Source organism: Chryseobacterium sp. StRB126 (genome assembly GCF_000829375.1).
In the GTDB taxonomy this organism is placed as follows: Bacteria; Bacteroidota; Bacteroidia; order Flavobacteriales; family Weeksellaceae; genus Chryseobacterium.
The window spans coordinates 4,591,349-4,608,629 of sequence record NZ_AP014624.1 but is presented as its reverse complement, the minus strand read 5'-3'; the positions used below and the strand labels follow the sequence as shown (position 1 = coordinate 4,608,629).

Genomic DNA, 17,281 nt, shown 5'->3' with positions numbered 1-17,281 from the left:
CCGGTAAGATAAGAGGTATTTAATTAAACAATTTTCTAAATTCTCCAGGCGATTGCATTGTCTTTTGTTTGAAGAGTTTACTGAAAGACTGTGGGTGTTCAAATCCCAGTTCATAAGCAATTTCGCTTACAGATAAACTTGTGGTACTCAAACGTTCCTTAGCCAGGTCAATGATTTTATTCTGAATATGCTGTTGCGTATTTTGTTGTGTATGAATGCGTAGTAATGTCCCAAGATAATTGGGGGAAATATTCATTTGTTCAGCAATGGTTTTTACAGATGGAATTCTATTTTCCAGAAGATTTCCGTTTTTAAAATACTTGGAAAGAATTTCTTCAAACTTATGAAGTAATTCATGGCTCGATTTTTTTCGGGTTAAAAACTGACGTTCATAGAAACGCTCGGAGTAAATCAGCAATATCTCAATCTGTGCAACAATAAGTTCCTGAGTGAATTTATCAATGTTCGACTGATATTCGCGTTCAATATTTTTAAAGATATCCACAATAATTGTTTCCTCTCTGTCAGAAAGAAAAAGTGCTTCTTTTACCTGATAGCTGAAGAAATCGCAAGATTTTATTTTTCTCGTTAATGAAGTATTCCACAAAAAATCAGGGTGAATAAGTAATAAAAAACCGGTAGGTTCTACTTCAACATTCTGTTTTATTTCCAGTCTTAAAACCTGCTGTGGAGATACAAAACATAGCACTCCTGAATCAAAATCATATGGTTCCTGTCCATAGTTAAATCTCGGATTGACATTTTTTTTCAAACCAATCGAATAGAAATCCTGAATCCATCTTAATTCATCTTCATCTACCGTATAATGTACTTTACTGTAATCTATGAGACTTACCAGCGAATGCTCAGGCTTTGGAAGATTGCAGAAAATATGAAAATCTGAGATGGAGTTAAAACGAAGGAACTGTTTCATACAAGCTAAGTTAGTTGTTTTTTGGATAAAATGGTATACTGTATTGTTTCGAAAAAACTTCGACTCTGCTTAGACTGATTTCTCTAAAGCTGTTTGTGAGATGTCTGAGTAGAGCCGAAGGCTAGTGAGTGATCATTATAAAATCAGATTGCGGTTGAAACGGTCAGTTTTTCCCATTTTTCGGCATCTTTCGTTAAAATATCAATTTTTTGATTCAAAAATTCTCTTGTCCCAACTCCCAATAATAAATGTACTGGCGGATTTTTCTCTTTACTGATCTGGATCAGCACGTCTGCCGCTTTTTCCGGATCATTAGGCTGATTACCATTGATTTCATGAAGATGGGCCTGCTCGGAAAGTCTGGCTGCTTCATAAGCCTGAATAGGGTTTGCCGGAGTCTTCACGGAATCTTTTGTTAAAAAGTCTGTACGGAAATAACCCGGATAAACAACGGTGGCATGAATTCCAAAGTCTTTTACTTCTTCAGCCAAAGCTTCTGTAAATCCAGCAACCGCAAATTTTGTTGAACAGTAAATACCCCATCCCGGAAAATTTGCTGAATATCCACCAACAGAAGATATATTGAAGATGTTTCCTGATTTTTGTTCACGGAGATAGGGAAGAACATTTCTGATCACATTTAATGTTCCGAAAACATTCACGGCATAATTTTCTCTGGCTTCTTCATCTGTAAGCTCTTCCAAAGTTCCGATTTGTCCATAGCCGGCATTGTTGACAATCACATCAATTTGTCCAAAATACTCTACCGTTTTTGAAATAACAGATTTTATGTCATTATTGTCTTTAATGTTGACGCTGAGCGGCAGGAAGTTTTCGGAGGATTTTCCAAAGGAAGAAATTAGAGATTCAACAGTACGGCTTGTTGCAGCTACCCTGAACCCTTCGGATAATAATTTTTTAACTAATTCGAATCCTAAACCTTTTGAAGCTCCTGTCACAAACCATACTTTTTTTGTTTCCATTTTTTTAATAATTTTTTGTTTGAATGATGGTACAAAGATGGGTTGTTAAGGAAATGAAAAAGTATCCAAATCGGGCAATGATGTATCCAAATCGTGAATGATCATAAAATCCGGATACCTTTGAGATAAACTACACTTTTGTTTTAGATCAGCCTTTAATCAGTTTATAGCCTTTTCTAAAGAATAATTTTTTATCCTCCTTACTTATTTAATAGCAGGCAGAAGATATTGCTCTACTATCTTGTCTGCTTGTGAATGGCCATATGGCTTATTGTAAGCGGTTGCAGTAATTACTATTACTACAGGAATATGGGTGAATATAATAATTTTATTGCCGCCATTTCCACTGGACTGATAAGCTTCAAAACTTTGATTTCCTACTTTATACACTTTTCTCCAGAATAAATATCCATAGCCTTCAAAATCTAAGGAGCCGGAGAAATAATTAGTGAACGTTTTTTGAATCCAGATTTTATCTAACACTGTTTTTCCATTCCACACTCCATTATTTTTGTAAAGTTGGCCAAATTTTGCGAAATCTAAGGCTCTCATCCTTAATCCTCCGGCTAAGGAAGGCTTATTTTGAGGAGTAAATTGCCATTTGTAATGAGTGATTCCGAGGGGCTGGAATAATTTTTTATCAGCATAATTTTCCAATCCTTTTGGTACAGTCTTATCTAAAATATCTCCGGTTATGACAACACCGGCAGTAAAGTAATTCCACTTTTTTCCAATTGTATTGTCTGTCATAGGTACATCGAGTGCAAATTTTACCCAATCTTCAGTAGGATACATGTTTTCTTCATTACCGGGAGATTCACTATCCTCATCATTCCCATCAAAACCGGAACTCATCGTTAATAAACTTTTGATCGTGACACTGTCTTTTTTAGGAGAATAGTTTTTAAATTGTTCTATGGCATAAAATGTTTTTAAATTTTGATCCTCGTCTTTTATATGGTTTTCTTTTATGGCAATTCCCATCAAAGCTGAAGAAAAAGATTTACCTACGGATCTTGTATCCTGTAAAGAATCTCTTCCTGAATGATTAAAATATTCTTCTAATAAGAGCTTTCCATTTTTTATGACCACAATACCAGTGATATTTTTGAACCTTTCTTCAGCTATTTTTTTGTTTAAATTTCGAATGATTTCACCGTTGAGTTTTTCTTTGGAAATCTTCCATCCACTGTTAGTTTGGATAGGCTGCACAGCGGTCTCTTGCTCTGAAATATTCTTTTGTGGAACATTGATATTTACTTCTCCTTCTGCAATAATAGATCCTGTCTGTATTGTTGTTGTTGTTCTCAGGTAAGGACGGATTTCAATTTTTAGAATATGATTTCCGCTTGTCAAAGCATCAATGCCGTCATGGATTAAGTAAAAACGCATCCATAAATATCTTCCCCATGAATCCTCATTGTTGTTGCTGATGAGAGGAATTCTGAAAGTCGTTTTTAGTTTCTTACTTTCTGTAGTACCTGCTCCCGTATTCAGGTTTTCTTTGTAAATCATTTTTCCGTCCACGTAAAATGAGAACTGATAATTTCCTTTTTTAAGTAATTCATCAGCTGTGAGGGCTGGCTCAAGCTGGTGCAGATAATTTACAAGAGAATTATCAAAGAAAGCTTGAATACCAAGGTTTTTATCTTCCTGCAGAGTAGTGGAGGAGAGGATATGGGATTCTTTTAAATTTTCAAGACTGATCGTTTGGTCTAGAAATATAATTTTTCCGGAATATTTCTTCTGAATCAGATTTTCAATTTTCTCAGGAGTGACAATATTTGGGGTTTGTGCCTGATAAAAATAAAATGTGAAAATAAAGATCAGCTTTAATACAGTTTTCATTTTAAAATATTTTAGCAAAAATAAGAGACTGCTATTTCAGAAAATAGAATGAAATTAACATGACTATCTTCTTAATAGACTTCGATATTTTAAGGGTGTTATGCCCATATTCTCTTTGAAGCAACGGATGAAATGACTTTGGTCGGCAAATCCGCATTCCATGGCAATATCCGTTAAAGAAGTGTGTTGAGGAAGCAGTTCTAATGATTTATTCAATTTTAATTTTCTAAGATATTCTCCCAGATTACAATGAAAGTATTTTGGGAAATCTCTGCTTAAGTGAATGGGATGGATATTGAGTGTTGAGGAAAGCTCAGTAAGGCTTAATTTTTCTGTAAAGCATTCGTGCAAAATTTCACTGATTTGTTCAACCCATACAGGCTTTTTCTCAATTTTATCTTTCCGGATAACGAACTGACTGAATAGATTTAACAAAAGTTGATGGATAGCCAATTCAAAAGTATGATCTCTAGCCTGGTTTTCTTTAAAGATTTTATAAATCAATAATTTTAAAGTAGGGTCCTGTATATTAAAACTACCTTCAACTTCATTTTTTTGAACATCAAACCGATCAAACCAGCTTTGTGAAATCTCAATGTGAAATCCTCGTGTAAATATATCAGGTTTAATATTATAGTGCGGATCTTCCCAGTGATGGTAGAGTAATGTACCTGCAGAACATTCATAAATTTCTTTTTTGTTTCCCTCAGTCATATTTCCCTGAAGCAAAAAAGTAAAATAAGCATTTTCATGATAATGCCAGTCTACATAAGGATGAGTATATTCAGTATCTGTGATTATTAATCCATCAAGATTAACAATATCATTGGTATGACCAAAATATTCACCGTTATGTAAAGTCTTCATGATAAATTTTGTTTTAAGCGTTCAATCTGTTCATACATTTTGTTAAAGAACATTTTTCTCTCCCGGTTTCCGGATTCATTCAGTGATCTTGAATTCTTGATCTGATGCTCAAAATAACTTAAAGAATCCTCACAGGTTATTTTATCATTGGTCATCATATATCCAAACATACTGAACGGGATGAAAAAGGAACACTGCTGCTCATTTTTAAATAAAATACTGTTGTTTAGAATCACCAGATCGTTGATGTAAATCTGAAAGTTAGATTTTTCCAGTGTTTTGTTTTCTAATTCTATCAAAAGATTTTTCAGGTCTTCTAAAATCAAATCAATATCATTATTATTGAGTAAACCCATTTCAGAATAAAAGGTGATCTGCCTTAAAACACTCAAAATTGTTGTGTCATTCCAGATTTCTGTAACATTTTGTTTATCATACAAATCTCGGAGCATTTCATTTTTCACTGAGTGATACTGCATGTTGAAATCGTGAAAAGGACTTAAAAACTTATCCTGATTCAATAAATTCATCCATACATAAAACTTAAAACGGGATAAAACAGAATCTGAAATCGTATAGAAAAACGGAATATCTTTAGCTGAATAATAAACTTTCGAATGGGTAATATCCTGAAAAACGTTCAGAATTTTAAGAGAGTTTTCAAAGTAATTTAAAAGATCCTCAGTGGTTTTTACAGGCTGTGTTCTTTGGACCACCAATTGATTTTCCGTTCCCAGAAACTGATCTAATGATATTTGGTAATATTTGGCGAGTTCAAGGGCTTCTTCAAAACTAAATTTAGCCTTCAATGAAGTTCTTCGGTGAGCTGCATCATAGCTGATATTAAGAATATTGGCGATCTCATCATTCAACGACTTATCACCGATTTTTCTGCGGATTTCCTTTAATAAAGCTTCCTGGTGCATAGCTTTGTGATTTTCACAAATGTAATGTTTTTTTCAAGGCGAATACATTTTTTGAAAATAGCGCTGTAAATGTGTTTTGTGATTTTCACAAACTGGATATTTTTTTTAATTTTTTTTCACATTCAATACTGGGCTTTCGGCAGATAATTTTGAACTATAATTTAAAAATCATGAGTTATGAAAGCACAATTTTTTTTAATACCAATGCTTTTATTCAGTAGTCTGTTCTATGCTTCAGACACTATAAAAGTTGATTCTTTGAAACCAAGAATTGTTGGGTTTTCACCTTCAAAAAATGTTCGAAACGTTAATGGAGTTTTATTTAAATATTTTGAAGAAGAGGAAGATTTTATTCCCAAAAAAGTAAACGGATTGGGAGTAGGTGGGAATGTTCTTGGAGTTTTTTTCCCTTTTTGTTATTTTTTAATTTACCAGATGCTCTGAGTAAAGGAAGTCTGAATGATGATTATGAAATTGTTCCGGAAAATAGAATGAATAAGATTAATGGAGTTCAGCTATCATTGATTAATATGGAGCCCTCTGTTACCAATGGGTTGGAAATAAATGTTTCCAGTAATATAAATACGTATGCCATAACAAATGGGATGGCTGTTTCTCCACTGTATAATCTACATCATAAAATAAAAGGCGTCTCTGTAGCTCCGTTTGCTAATGTTGGACAGAAATGCAGAGGTCTTCAGATCGGACTTTATAACAGCTGTAAAGACTTCCGTGGAATACAGATTGGAGCGTGGAATGAAAACGGAAAACGGAAATTGCCATTCATCAATTGGAATTTTAAAAAACAAAAAATAAACGTTCAGCCATGAAAAATCTAGTTTTAATACCTGTTTTTACAGTAATAATATTGAGCCTGAACTCATGCGTGAGTTTCAGCAGGAAAATGATTCAGGATGATCTTTCGGAATTGAAGGATGAAAATGTTCATATGATTGATGGGCAATATAAATATAATGGCTATGAATATATTAGGCATGATAACTCAAAATCTGGAACTGAAGGAAATATAGGAAAAATGCTGGCTGTGAAAAATACATTAGTTAATGATTGTGACCAACTCGTTATTAAATCGGTTCCGTTAGTGCAGGGAAAGACATATGAATTAGAGTTTATGTTTTTAAAAGGAGAGGAACTTAGATATACTTTTAAATATCAGGCTCAACTTAAGAAAGGTCTTCTCATACTTAACAATCATATCTCAAAATGCCATGGAGTTCCTTATTTGCTCGGTGGTTGTGAGATTTCCCAGTCAAGGATAGGTTTAACAAAAGACCATCATTTATTGATTCAAAATTATAAAGATAACAGTGGGGCTTTTTTACTCTTTTTCTGGGCAGGATATACCATCAATTACGCAGAAAAATACCAAAGAATTAATTAAAAATAATAGTTATGAAAAATATACCTTATTTATTAATCCTATCCCGCTTTATTATAGCCTTTATTATTCTGTATCTGGGATATTATGTAGGAGAACCGGCCCGTAAATATATTCTGATTCTGATGTATTTTGGACTGTTTACCGATATTTTTGACGGAATTATTGCCCGAAAGACAGGAGTTTCTTCAGAAAAATTAAGAAGACTGGATAGCCAGACTGATCTTGTCTTCTGGTTATCTCTGGGATTTGCTTCTTATTTCCTGAATCCGGATCTGATTATTAATGAATGGAAAAGTATTCTGCTGATCTTCATTATGGAAACATTGTGCTATATTGTTAGTATCTGGAAATTCGGAAAAGAAACTTGTACGCATGCCTTTTTAGCCAAAATGTGGGGATTGAGTCTTTTGCTGGCCTTTACCTATTTGATAGGTTTTCAGGAAGCAGGCTGGATCTTTGATTGGGCTGTGATCCTGGGGTTGGTTTCTCATCTGGATGTTATCCTGATTATTGTATTTCTTCCCCAATGGCAATATGATGTTCCAAGCTGTTATCATGCTCTGAAAATCAGGAACGGAAAGCAAAGAAAAAAGACCATTTTCTTTAATTAAAGCATTAAATAGTTGATAAATGATTTTTAAAGAGGGCGCAATCATCAAGTTGCGCCGTTTTTTTGTAACTTTGCAGCCATTAATTTTTATACAAAAATTTATTATCAACAAATGAAAAAGCAAACGATCAAAGAAATCCTAAAGGATTACAAGAAAGTATTACATCATGACATTACAGTTTACGGATGGGTAAGATCATTCCGTGCTAATCGCTTTATTGCACTTAATGATGGTTCTACGATTAATAATTTGCAGATAGTTGTTGATTTCGAAAATTTTGATGAAGAACTCATTAAGAATATTAGCACGGCTTCTTCTCTTAAAGTAGTGGGTGAAGTAGTGGAAAGCCAGGGAGCAGGACAATCTGTAGAAATTGTTGCTAAAAAGATCATTATTTTAGGAGATAACTTTACAGAAGAGCTTCAAAGCACCATTCTTCAGCCTAAAAAACACAGCTTGGAGAAACTTCGTGAGCAGGCTCACTTAAGATTCAGAACCAATTTATTTGGTGCTGTTTTCAGAGTACGTCATGCCGTAAGTTTTGCGATTCACTCATTCTTCAATCAAAACCAGTTCTTCTATATCAACACTCCGGTCATTACAGGTGCAGATGCTGAAGGAGCAGGAGAAATGTTTGGAGTAACCAACTTCGATCTGAACAATATGCCCAAAACTGAAGAGGGAGAAATTGATTTCGCTCAGGACTTCTTTGGTAAGAAAACCAACCTTACGGTTTCAGGACAGCTTGAAGGAGAAACTGCTGCTATGGGATTAGGAAGAATTTATACATTCGGGCCTACTTTCCGTGCAGAGAACTCAAACACGACAAGACACCTTGCAGAATTCTGGATGATTGAGCCGGAAGTTGCATTCAACAACCTTGAAGATAACATCGATCTTGCAGAAGATTTCTTAAAATATGTCATTCAGTATGTATTGGATAACTGCAAAGACGATCTTGAGTTCTTAGACAAGCGTTTTGAAGAAGAACAAAAATCAAAACCTGAAAAAGAGAGAGCAAAAGAAGGTCTTATCGAAAAACTTCAGAATGTAATCGCTAAACGTTTCAAACGAGTAAGCTATACAGAAGCTATTGAGATTTTATTAAACTCAAAAGAAAATAAGAAAGGAAAATTTGCTTATCCTGTTGAAAAATGGGGGGCAGATCTTCAGTCTGAGCACGAAAGATATTTGGTTGAAAAACATTTTGAGTGCCCGGTTGTATTGTTCGATTATCCGAAAGAAATTAAAGCTTTCTATATGAAGCTGAACGAAGACAACAAAACGGTTGCAGCAATGGACGTTCTTTTCCCAGGTATCGGTGAAATCATCGGTGGATCTGAAAGAGAAGCGAGATTAGATGTTTTAAAACAGAAAATGGCAGAAATGCATGTAGATGAACACGAACTTTGGTGGTATTTAGATACCCGAAAATTCGGTTCTGTACCGCATGCTGGTTTTGGTTTAGGGTTAGAAAGATTAGTTCTTTTTGTAACAGGAATGACGAATATCAGAGATGTAATTCCTTTCCCAAGGACGCCGAAAAGCGCTGAATTCTAGAATCATAAAAAAAAGCCTTCATCATTGAGATAAGGCTTTTTTTATTTTTCAATAGTTTATTATATAAAAAGTATGAAGCAAAAATCATGCTAAATGTATTTTTTATCAAATAAATTTATTAAATTCGTAGAATATGTTATGTTAAAACGCCAATATTAATATGCTTAAACAACACTTACAACTCAAATTAGGACAGAAGCTGGCCCCTCAGCAGATCCAGTTGATGAAGCTTATTCAGCTTCATACTCTTGAATTTGAAGAGGAGTTGGAGAGAGAGCTAGAAGAAAACCCTGCTTTGGAAATTGTAAAGGAGGATTCTAAGGAAGATGATTTTTCTTCCCTGGAAGATGCTTATCAGGATGAGGGTACAGAAAGCATTGAAACAGACTTCGACGTTAACGAATATCTTTACGACGACGAGCCTAGCTATAAAACCGCATCCAGTAACTACTCTCCGGATGATGAAGAATTTGACAATGAAAGCCTTTTAACCGAAGGACAGTCATTATATGATTATTTGACGGAACAGATTCACCTGAGTAATATCAGTGAAGAAGATCTGAAGATTGCAGAATACCTTATCGGTAACCTTGATACAGACGGATATCTGAGAAGAGAGATCAAATCTATTGTAGATGATCTTGCCTTCTCCCAGGGAATTTATACTACTAAGGAAAAAGTAGATGATATCCTTGAAAATTATGTTCAGAAACTGGATCCGCCTGGAGTAGGAGCCAGAGGCCTTCAGGAATGTTTATTATTGCAGATTGAAAAGAAAGTGAGCTCTGATAAAGCCGTTTCTTTAGCAGCCAGCATTTTGAGACATCAGTTTGATGCCTTAACCAATAAGCATTATAATAAGATCATTCAGAAATATGATATTGAGGAAGAGGACCTGAAAGATGCTTTGGATGAAATTTCAAAACTGTCACCAAAAGTTGGAGGAAACTTCGATACCCAAACCATTACCATCAACCAGGAAATTATCCCGGATTTTGTAATTCAGGTAAAGGATGGGTTGGTTATTCCTATGCTTAATAGCAAAAATGCGCCTACATTAAGAGTTTCTGAAGAGTATAAAGATATTCTTACTACTTATTCACATGATAAAAACTCTTCTGAACATAAGCAGGCTGCCTTGTTTATCAAGCAGAAACTGGATGCTGCCAAATGGTATATTGATGCTATTAATCAGCGTCAGAATACTTTGCTGCAGACCATTACAGCTATTGTTAAGTTTCAGAAAGATTATTTCATTACAGGTGATGAAAAATCTCTGAAGCCAATGATCCTAAAAGATGTAGCAGACATTACCGGATTTGATATTTCTACCATTTCCAGAGTGGTAAAAAGCAAATACGCAGATACATCAAACGGTATTGTTTATCTTAAGGACCTATTCTCAGATAGTTTAACCAATGATGATGGGGAAGAAGTTTCTACTAAAGAGATCAAAACCCACCTTCAGGAAGTCATCAGTAAAGAGAATAAGAGAAAACCTCTAACAGATGACGCTCTAGTCGTAATTTTAAAAGAGCAGGGGTATAATATTGCTAGAAGAACGATTGCAAAATATCGGGAACAACTCAATATTCCTGTTGCTAGGTTAAGAAAAGAACTTTAAAATATAAAAAAAGCATTTCATTTGAAATGCTTTTTTGTTTTAAGAGGTGTTAAAGTGATGCTTTTGTTATTTATTGATGATAGATTATTTGTAAAACCACCCCGTCAAAAATTCTTTGAATTTTTGCCACCTTCAGAGGAGGAGAATTCTAGTCTTTCGATTGTAGCATTCATTATACCATGCATAGAAATCGAGGACAAAAACTTTTGTGGTTAAAATATTTCAGCTTAAGACCTATCATTAAAGTAAATCTATTTTACTACTCTTCATCGTAAAGGTTTTTAAGCTTTATGACTTTCCAATCCTAATTCTTTCATAGAGATTTCCCGCATTTCTACCTTTCTTATTTTCCCGGAAATGGTCATTGGAAATTCCTCCACAAACTTCCAGTATTTCGGAACTTTATAATGAGCAATTCTTCCTTTACAATAGTCTAATAACTCCTGTTCTGTAATATTAAAGCCTTTCCTTACTTTCACCCAAGCCATCACTTCTTCTCCAAATTTTTCACTCGGAACTCCAATGATTTGAACATCCAGAATATGGGTATAAGTGTATAAGAAGTCTTCAATTTCTTTAGGAGAGATATTTTCTCCACCTCGGATGATAAGGTCTTTAATTCTTCCGGAAATGGTAATATACCCATCTTTATCCATTACTGCCATATCGCCGGTGTGCATCCAGCGGGCATCGTCCAGTACTTTTTTTGTGTTTTCGGGATCATTCCAGTATTTCAGCATCACAGAGTAGCCTCTTGTACAGAGTTCACCGTGTTCACCACGTTTCAGAATTTTTCCATTTTCATCAATGATTTTTATTTCAAGGTGATCCTGAACGGTTCCTACTGTACTTACCTGTTTCTCCAATGGAGTTCCTATTAAAGTTTGGGTGGATACGGGAGAAGTTTCCGTCATTCCATAACAGATACTCATTTCTTTAATATTCATAAGGTTTTCCACTTTTTTCATAATTTCCGGTGGACATACTGAGCCTGCCATTACACCGGTTCTTAAACTTGAAAAATCATAAGAATCAAAATCCTTTACGGCAAGTTCAGCAATAAACATAGTAGGAACACCATAAAGGGATGTACATTTTTCATCCGAAACCGTTTTCAATGTAATATCGGGATCAAAACTGTCATTAGGAATTACCATGCAAGCACCGTGAGCGGTACAGCACATATTTCCAATCACCATTCCAAAGCAGTGATAGAAAGGAACCGGAATACATACGCGGTCTTTTTCCGTATACTTTAACCGGATACCAATAAAGTATCCGTTATTTAAGATATTATGATGGGAAAGAGTAACTCCTTTAGGAAACCCTGTGGTTCCTGAGGTATATTGAATATTGACAGGATCATCAAACTGTACATGTTCTTCAAAACTATGGAGAACTTCATCAGAAATTTCCTGGCCGTTGTTTACAAAGTTTTCCCAGTTATCATCGAAGAAAATTTCGTGCTTTAAAGTGGGGCAAACTTCCTTGGCATATTCAACCATTTCTTTGTAGTTGCTGGTTTTAAAGCTTAAGGAAGAAAAAATAAAACGAATTTCAGACTGGTTCAGTACATAGGTAAGCTCGTGGGTTCTGTAGGCGGGATTGATATTCACTAAAATAGCCCCGATTCTGGCAGTGGCATATTGAAGAAGTACCCATTCATAGCGGTTGGAAGCCCATATTCCTATTCGGTCACCACTTTTTGCGCCTAAAAATATCAGGGCTTTGGCAATAGCGGTTGTTTGATTGTAAAATTCTTGATAAGTAGCTCTGTAACCTTGATGAACACAAATAAGTGCTTCTTGATTAGGGAATTTTTCGACAGTACTTTTAAGATTTGCTCCAATAGTCTGTCCTAATAATGGAACCTCAGATGCTCCATAAACATATGATAAAGGCATAGTAAAAAGATTTGGTGAAATAAAATTAACAATAATATCTTGAACTATAGCCTATGAATGCTAATTTTCCTGAGAATCTATCTCTTTAAGTTGCTCCAGATTTTTATCAAGTTTTTTGATGATGCTTCCATACACCAATCTGTAATACACCCAGATCATAGATATGGCTAACAAAGTACTGATACTAATGGCAACAATAATAACGGTAAGGTCAGAACCGGAAGGTTGTATATTTTGAGAATTTAAGGTATAAAATATAAAAGCAACCAATACAAAAGTAAATGCCAGCAGTAATACAATACTAATCAGAATGAAAGCATTGACTGTTTTTTTGAAACTGATAATTCTGGTAATAAGACCTTTTAGATTTTCTTCAATTTTTATTTTACGGTAATTCTGATAGAATTTCAGAACAAAATAAGCTGTAATTAATACGCTCAGAATTTTAATCGCTAAATAGAAATGACTGAAGTTGTTTTCCACTTCAGGGGCTTCTTGAGTGCCCAGCTTTTCCAATATTTTACGGAAACCGTCGGACTCATTATCCTGAAAGAAATAGAATAAGCCCAAAAGAGAAAAGAACAGGAATTCAAAAACACTGATCCAGAAAATATACTTTACATAATTACGTGATTTTCTATTCAGCATTTGAAGAATCTCGCTGTTGTCGTATTTCGGTGCTACAGGTTGTTCCTGCCACGTCTTTTTAAAGCTATCTAGATCAAATTCAGGCATATTTTTCCATCTGTTCTTTAAGGGTTTTCTTTAATCTGTTCATTTTCACGCGTGCATTAACTTCAGTAATTCCGAGGTTTTCTGCAATGTCCTTGTAAGGCAGATCGTCAAGATACATCATGACAATGGCTCTTTCTATATTAGGAAGAGTCTTGATTACAGTATACAAAAGCGAAATCTGTTGTTGTTTTTCATCATCATCTTCCACAAAATCTTTGTGGTTGATGTCCAGTTCATTCGTAGGAAGGCTTTTGCTTTTTTTTCTAAAGAGGGTAATGGCTGTATTAAGCGCTACACGATACATCCATGTTGAAATCTTGGAATTTCCTTTGAAAGAGTCATAACTTCTCCAGAGTTGCAATACAATCTCCTGAAAAAGATCCTCTTCATCTTCCAGTGAATTGGTATATAAGCGCGATACTTTAATAATCAGACCCTGATTATCTTTGATGAGCTGCGCAAATTCTTTTTCTCTGGAATCCATAGATATATAATGCCACGAAGATAACAATAATGTGGTAATTGGGGAAGAATAATTATTGTGAAATCAAAGATAATTCTGAACATGTCAAGAAGCCTGAAGCTGGAGGCAGGAAGTTATTATAGAGACTTATTTTAACAGTAACCTTAAACTCTGATCAGACAGCCTTTAAAAAAATACTATAAAATGGATTATGGTTAAACCTTAGTGCCTCAATAACTTCCTGCCTCTCACTTCCAGCTTCCTGTTCCTTGTGCTTTTCCCATGAAATTTATGTATCTTTGCATCCGCGAGAAAATCGGCTTGTTGATTTCCCGTTTACGGGAGGTAGGAAAGTCCGGACACCATAGAGCAGCAAAGCGGATAACATCCGTCACCCGTGAGGGTAGGACAAGTGCAACAGAAAGCAAGTACAGTTCGGCTGTAGTGAAACCAGGTAAACTCTTTGCGGTGCAATGGTAAGTATATCGGTTCTTTTCAGCAATGGAAATAGGGGCGGCTCGTCCTGAAAACCGAGGGGTAATCAGCTCAAGTTTTGCAGCAATGTAGGACGTAGATAAATAACAGGCGCTTCTTAGGAAGTACAAAATCCGGCTTATAGGTTTTCTCGTGATTTTTACAATACATCTTTCTTTTGGATTTTTATTCTTTAAATCAGTGTTGTATTTATTTGTAAAACAGGATGTTATATATTTGTAATTCTAATATAAGACCTTTATAAAACTATATAAGACTTATCAACGACTTTCGTATTCTTTTGTTATCTCAAATTTGGAATAAAGAAATTGAGATGAAAACGGAATGTATTTTACAGTCAGTTCCAGTAGCAAAACCAGGTTTTATAGTTATCCTGCTATACGCGGCTTTTATTTATGGCTTATTTTGGGGAATTGATCAATGTCTGGGATATCTTTTCTATGGGATAACAAACGAGATCATTATAAAAATTCTTAACAAGATTCTGTGGATTGGATGTATGTTTTTAAACTATAAAGTGGTAAAGTATTTTCTTTACCTGGTCAGGAAACAAAGAGAACGTACTGTTATTTACCCTGTTTTAAACATTTCGAGAGAAGGAATGAATTATTATCCTGAAAATAAAGAAATGAAATGGGAAAATATTTCTGAAATACAGATTGTAGATGCTGTGCTTTCTGTAACTGTGGATTTCAACCCTAAGAAAGATTTTAAACTGAACCTGTCTACAACAGATCTCCAGAAACAAATGACACAGGACCGCTTTGAAAAGCTACTGAAATATCATTATAAAAAAGAAGTCTATATTTACAATACGCCATCATCCTGCGGATGCGGCTGTTAATTTTAAGGGTATATACAGATAAAATGAATTACAATGGAATCAGAAATTACTTTATATACATCACAACAAGAAAGGGCAGGATATTCTACAATTATACTTTTTATGATATCCTCAGTTGGTTTACTGGCAGCCTTTTGTGCAATGATTTTCCTTGTGATTACCAACCAAAACCCGTTTGAAATTTTAATCTCTATCATCATGCTTTTGCTTATAGCAGCTTTTCTTTATGCTTCAGTAAAAATCTTAATTAGCTGTATTGCTGAACGGATGAAACCGGTAGCAAAGCCTGTAAAAAGATTATCTATAAGCTCAAAAGGAATGTTTAATCATAGGACAGAAAGACAATTGATCTGGGAAGAAATTTCTGAAATCCAGATTATTGATTCAATGCTTTCAGTGACCGTAGATCCACATCCTGAAAAAGACTTTCAGTTGAATTTATCAGATACAGATGTTTACAAACAAATGACGAGAGAGGATTTTGAAAATCTACTCAAACATCATTATAAAAAAGAAATTTATACCTATTACACTCCTCCATCCTGTGGATGTGGTGGTTGATTAAATACTTGTGTAAATAACTAATTATCGATTAAGATTTTTAACATTATGAAACCTGAATTTACCCCCATTCTATTGAATAATGCACAGCTAGATTATCTCCAAAGCCCTTTGTGGAAAAGGATTTCAGATTACCAGATCGATCAGGCTGAGGTAATCATCCCTTTTACCCGAAAATTGGCTCAGACTGAAGGCTGGACAAGAAGATTTTGCCTGCTGGTCATTGAAGAATATAAAAAGTTTGTCTACTTATGCTGTATTTCCAAAAATGGGGCATCTCCTTCCATAGCCGTAGATAAAGTTTGGCATCTGCATTTACTCTATACTACCGAATATTGGAAAGAATTCTGTCCGAAAATTCTGGAAAGAGAATTACATCATTTTCCGAATGTAGGTGGAATTAATGATTATAATAAACATAAGGATTGGTATTTGGAAACATTGAAGCTTTATATCAATGTTTTCAGGCAAAATCCACCTGAACCTTTCTGGCGGATTCCAAAAGAAATTGAACTCTTCTTATTGCCTGAAAGTGAAAATAAGGTAAGAACGATCAGACAGTTCACATGGAAAAAGACCTTTGAAGATTTGCATTCAAAAGTCTTTACATATATTCATGGTAAATCGGCTTACCAATAAATTTTTGTTACTCTTCTAATAAATGTTTTTTAGCCTGCTCCAGATCTTCTTTATCTTTTTCGGAAAGTTGGGGATACTTAAGATTCATTTTCTCCAGAGTATCTATAATAATCTGAATAGCTGCCGTTCTTGCAAACCACTTATTGTCTGCAGGAAGGACATACCATGGTGCATGGTCTTTTGAAGTTTCGTTGATTACCGTTTCATAAGCTTCCATATATTGATCAAATAAAGCTCTTTCCGGAAGGTCACCAGCAGAAAACTTCCAGTTTTTTTCCTGTTCGTTGATTCTGTCCAAAAGCCTTTTCTTTTGTTCATCCTTAGAAACATTCAGAAAGATTTTAATGATTGTAGTGCCGTTTTGGGCAAGATGCTTCTCAAAGTTTCTGATGCTTTCGTAGCGGTTTTCCCAGAATTTATTGTCGAAATCTTTTACAGAAGACCATGTTTTTTCACTTAAATTATATTCAGGGTGTACTTTGCAGACTAAAACACTTTCATAATGGGAGCGGTTAAAAATTCCAATCATTCCTTTTTGGGGTAATGCCAGATAATGTCGCCAGAGAAAATCGTGTGAATATTCCTTTGAGCTTGGCGTTTTAAAGCTGGTTACATTACAGCCTTGAGGATTTACTCCTCCAAAAACATGTTCTATCATGCTGTCTTTTCCTGCAGCATCCATAGCCTGAAGTACAACCAGGAGAGATTGACTTCCATCAGCATAAAGCTTTTCCTGCAATTCACGAAGTTTTTCTTTTTCCTGGATTAATAATTGTGTTCCTTCTTCTTTGGTAAGTTTTCCTTTATACGATGTGGAAGCTTTTTTAATTGAAAATTTTCCATTTACCCTAAAGTCATCTGAGAAATTGGTGTCCATATTTTTTT

At 34.8% G+C, this 17,281-nt stretch carries 18 protein-coding genes and 1 other RNA gene; 10 read left to right on the top strand and 9 right to left on the bottom strand.

Annotated elements, in window-relative coordinates:
• Positions 1–19 precede the first annotated feature (19 nt).
• The 5 genes from CHSO_RS20795 to CHSO_RS20775 all read right to left on the bottom strand — a co-directional run bounded on the left by CHSO_RS20795 (position 20) and on the right by CHSO_RS20775 (position 5,558).
• Positions 20–934, bottom strand: coding sequence for a helix-turn-helix domain-containing protein (locus tag CHSO_RS20795; RefSeq protein ID WP_045500416.1), 915 nt, complete (start codon positions 932–934; stop codon positions 20–22).
• A 143-nt stretch (positions 935–1,077) separates the two neighbouring features.
• Positions 1,078–1,917, bottom strand: a complete 840-nt coding sequence (locus CHSO_RS20790) for an SDR family oxidoreductase (protein ID WP_045500413.1) — start codon at positions 1,915–1,917, stop codon at positions 1,078–1,080.
• A gap of 204 nt (positions 1,918–2,121) precedes the next feature.
• Positions 2,122–3,765, bottom strand: a complete 1,644-nt coding sequence (locus CHSO_RS20785) for a serine hydrolase domain-containing protein (RefSeq protein WP_045500411.1) — start codon at positions 3,763–3,765, stop codon at positions 2,122–2,124.
• Between the two features lie 63 nt (positions 3,766–3,828).
• Complete coding sequence (locus CHSO_RS20780) at positions 3,829–4,632, bottom strand: helix-turn-helix transcriptional regulator (RefSeq protein ID WP_045500408.1); 804 nt, start codon at positions 4,630–4,632, stop codon at positions 3,829–3,831.
• Positions 4,629–5,558: a hypothetical protein gene (locus tag CHSO_RS20775; protein ID WP_045500405.1), complete on the bottom strand. Its 930-nt coding sequence runs from the start codon at positions 5,556–5,558 to the stop codon at positions 4,629–4,631. The genes CHSO_RS20780 and CHSO_RS20775 overlap by 4 nt, the downstream gene beginning before the upstream one ends.
• Positions 5,559–5,735: 177 nt before the next feature.
• Between CHSO_RS20775 and CHSO_RS20770 the strand changes: the two genes are divergently transcribed.
• The 6 genes from CHSO_RS20770 (at position 5,736) to rpoN (ending at position 10,755) form a co-directional block, all read left to right on the top strand.
• The gene (locus tag CHSO_RS20770; protein ID WP_045500402.1) at positions 5,736–6,002 is read left to right on the top strand and encodes a hypothetical protein; all 267 of its coding nucleotides are present in this window, start codon (positions 5,736–5,738) and stop codon (positions 6,000–6,002) included.
• A 47-nt stretch (positions 6,003–6,049) separates the two neighbouring features.
• Complete coding sequence (locus CHSO_RS20765; RefSeq protein ID WP_144429001.1) at positions 6,050–6,388, top strand: LA_2272 family surface repeat-containing protein; 339 nt, start codon at positions 6,050–6,052, stop codon at positions 6,386–6,388.
• Complete coding sequence (locus CHSO_RS20760) at positions 6,385–6,960, top strand: hypothetical protein (RefSeq protein ID WP_052480674.1); 576 nt, start codon at positions 6,385–6,387, stop codon at positions 6,958–6,960. The genes CHSO_RS20765 and CHSO_RS20760 overlap by 4 nt, the downstream gene beginning before the upstream one ends.
• Before the next feature lie 11 nt (positions 6,961–6,971).
• The gene (locus CHSO_RS20755; RefSeq protein ID WP_045500398.1) at positions 6,972–7,571 is read left to right on the top strand and encodes a CDP-alcohol phosphatidyltransferase family protein; all 600 of its coding nucleotides are present in this window, start codon (positions 6,972–6,974) and stop codon (positions 7,569–7,571) included.
• 111 nt (positions 7,572–7,682) lie between these two features.
• Positions 7,683–9,131 (top strand): asparagine--tRNA ligase, encoded by a 1,449-nt coding sequence (gene asnS, locus CHSO_RS20750; protein WP_045500396.1) that lies wholly within the window; start codon positions 7,683–7,685, stop codon positions 9,129–9,131.
• 160 nt (positions 9,132–9,291) lie between these two features.
• Positions 9,292–10,755, top strand: coding sequence for an RNA polymerase factor sigma-54 (gene rpoN / locus CHSO_RS20745; RefSeq protein ID WP_045500393.1), 1,464 nt, complete (start codon positions 9,292–9,294; stop codon positions 10,753–10,755).
• Positions 10,756–11,036: 281 nt separating this feature from the next.
• On the opposite strand, the gene CHSO_RS20740 is transcribed toward rpoN, so the two are convergent.
• From CHSO_RS20740 to CHSO_RS20730, 3 genes are read right to left on the bottom strand one after another with little or no spacing between them, the layout of a single operon-like run.
• The gene (locus CHSO_RS20740) at positions 11,037–12,659 is read right to left on the bottom strand and encodes an AMP-binding protein (RefSeq protein WP_045500391.1); all 1,623 of its coding nucleotides are present in this window, start codon (positions 12,657–12,659) and stop codon (positions 11,037–11,039) included.
• A gap of 60 nt (positions 12,660–12,719) precedes the next feature.
• Positions 12,720–13,394, bottom strand: a complete 675-nt coding sequence (locus tag CHSO_RS20735) for a hypothetical protein (RefSeq protein WP_045500389.1) — start codon at positions 13,392–13,394, stop codon at positions 12,720–12,722.
• Positions 13,387–13,878: an RNA polymerase sigma factor gene (locus CHSO_RS20730; protein WP_045500386.1), complete on the bottom strand. Its 492-nt coding sequence runs from the start codon at positions 13,876–13,878 to the stop codon at positions 13,387–13,389. The genes CHSO_RS20735 and CHSO_RS20730 overlap by 8 nt, the downstream gene beginning before the upstream one ends.
• 287 nt (positions 13,879–14,165) lie before the next feature.
• On the opposite strand from CHSO_RS20730, the gene rnpB reads away from it, so the two are divergent.
• The 4 genes from rnpB to CHSO_RS20715 all read left to right on the top strand — a co-directional run bounded on the left by rnpB (position 14,166) and on the right by CHSO_RS20715 (position 16,396).
• Positions 14,166–14,489, top strand: an RNA gene (gene rnpB / locus CHSO_RS25255) — RNase P RNA component class A.
• A gap of 176 nt (positions 14,490–14,665) precedes the next feature.
• Positions 14,666–15,196, top strand: coding sequence for a hypothetical protein (locus CHSO_RS20725; RefSeq protein WP_045500383.1), 531 nt, complete (start codon positions 14,666–14,668; stop codon positions 15,194–15,196).
• 33 nt (positions 15,197–15,229) lie between these two features.
• Positions 15,230–15,757, top strand: a complete 528-nt coding sequence (locus tag CHSO_RS20720) for a hypothetical protein (protein WP_045500381.1) — start codon at positions 15,230–15,232, stop codon at positions 15,755–15,757.
• 48 nt (positions 15,758–15,805) lie between these two features.
• Positions 15,806–16,396, top strand: a complete 591-nt coding sequence (locus CHSO_RS20715; protein ID WP_052480673.1) for a glycine-rich domain-containing protein — start codon at positions 15,806–15,808, stop codon at positions 16,394–16,396.
• Between the two features lie 7 nt (positions 16,397–16,403).
• On the opposite strand, the gene CHSO_RS20710 is transcribed toward CHSO_RS20715, so the two are convergent.
• Positions 16,404–17,273, bottom strand: coding sequence for a polyphosphate kinase 2 family protein (locus CHSO_RS20710; RefSeq protein WP_045500378.1), 870 nt, complete (start codon positions 17,271–17,273; stop codon positions 16,404–16,406).
• Between the last annotated feature and the right edge of the window lie 8 nt (positions 17,274–17,281).

Coding starts and splice junctions, on each gene's coding strand:
- CHSO_RS20715 (WP_052480673.1), top strand. CDS start 15,806: ATGAAACCTGAATTTACCCCCATTCTATTGAATAATGCACAGCTAGAT.
- CHSO_RS20760 (WP_052480674.1), top strand. CDS start 6,385: ATGAAAAATCTAGTTTTAATACCTGTTTTTACAGTAATAATATTGAGC.
- asnS (WP_045500396.1), top strand. CDS start 7,683: ATGAAAAAGCAAACGATCAAAGAAATCCTAAAGGATTACAAGAAAGTA.
- CHSO_RS20785 (WP_045500411.1), bottom strand. CDS start 3,765: ATGAAAACTGTATTAAAGCTGATCTTTATTTTCACATTTTATTTTTAT.
- CHSO_RS20735 (WP_045500389.1), bottom strand. CDS start 13,394: ATGCCTGAATTTGATCTAGATAGCTTTAAAAAGACGTGGCAGGAACAA.
- CHSO_RS20710 (WP_045500378.1), bottom strand. CDS start 17,273: ATGGACACCAATTTCTCAGATGACTTTAGGGTAAATGGAAAATTTTCA.
- CHSO_RS20770 (WP_045500402.1), top strand. CDS start 5,736: ATGAAAGCACAATTTTTTTTAATACCAATGCTTTTATTCAGTAGTCTG.
- CHSO_RS20725 (WP_045500383.1), top strand. CDS start 14,666: ATGAAAACGGAATGTATTTTACAGTCAGTTCCAGTAGCAAAACCAGGT.
- CHSO_RS20790 (WP_045500413.1), bottom strand. CDS start 1,917: ATGGAAACAAAAAAAGTATGGTTTGTGACAGGAGCTTCAAAAGGTTTA.
- CHSO_RS20780 (WP_045500408.1), bottom strand. CDS start 4,632: ATGAAGACTTTACATAACGGTGAATATTTTGGTCATACCAATGATATT.
- CHSO_RS20775 (WP_045500405.1), bottom strand. CDS start 5,558: ATGCACCAGGAAGCTTTATTAAAGGAAATCCGCAGAAAAATCGGTGAT.
- CHSO_RS20755 (WP_045500398.1), top strand. CDS start 6,972: ATGAAAAATATACCTTATTTATTAATCCTATCCCGCTTTATTATAGCC.
- CHSO_RS20795 (WP_045500416.1), bottom strand. CDS start 934: ATGAAACAGTTCCTTCGTTTTAACTCCATCTCAGATTTTCATATTTTC.
- CHSO_RS20740 (WP_045500391.1), bottom strand. CDS start 12,659: ATGCCTTTATCATATGTTTATGGAGCATCTGAGGTTCCATTATTAGGA.
- rpoN (WP_045500393.1), top strand. CDS start 9,292: ATGCTTAAACAACACTTACAACTCAAATTAGGACAGAAGCTGGCCCCT.
- CHSO_RS20765 (WP_144429001.1), top strand. CDS start 6,050: ATGAATAAGATTAATGGAGTTCAGCTATCATTGATTAATATGGAGCCC.
- CHSO_RS20720 (WP_045500381.1), top strand. CDS start 15,230: ATGGAATCAGAAATTACTTTATATACATCACAACAAGAAAGGGCAGGA.
- CHSO_RS20730 (WP_045500386.1), bottom strand. CDS start 13,878: ATGGATTCCAGAGAAAAAGAATTTGCGCAGCTCATCAAAGATAATCAG.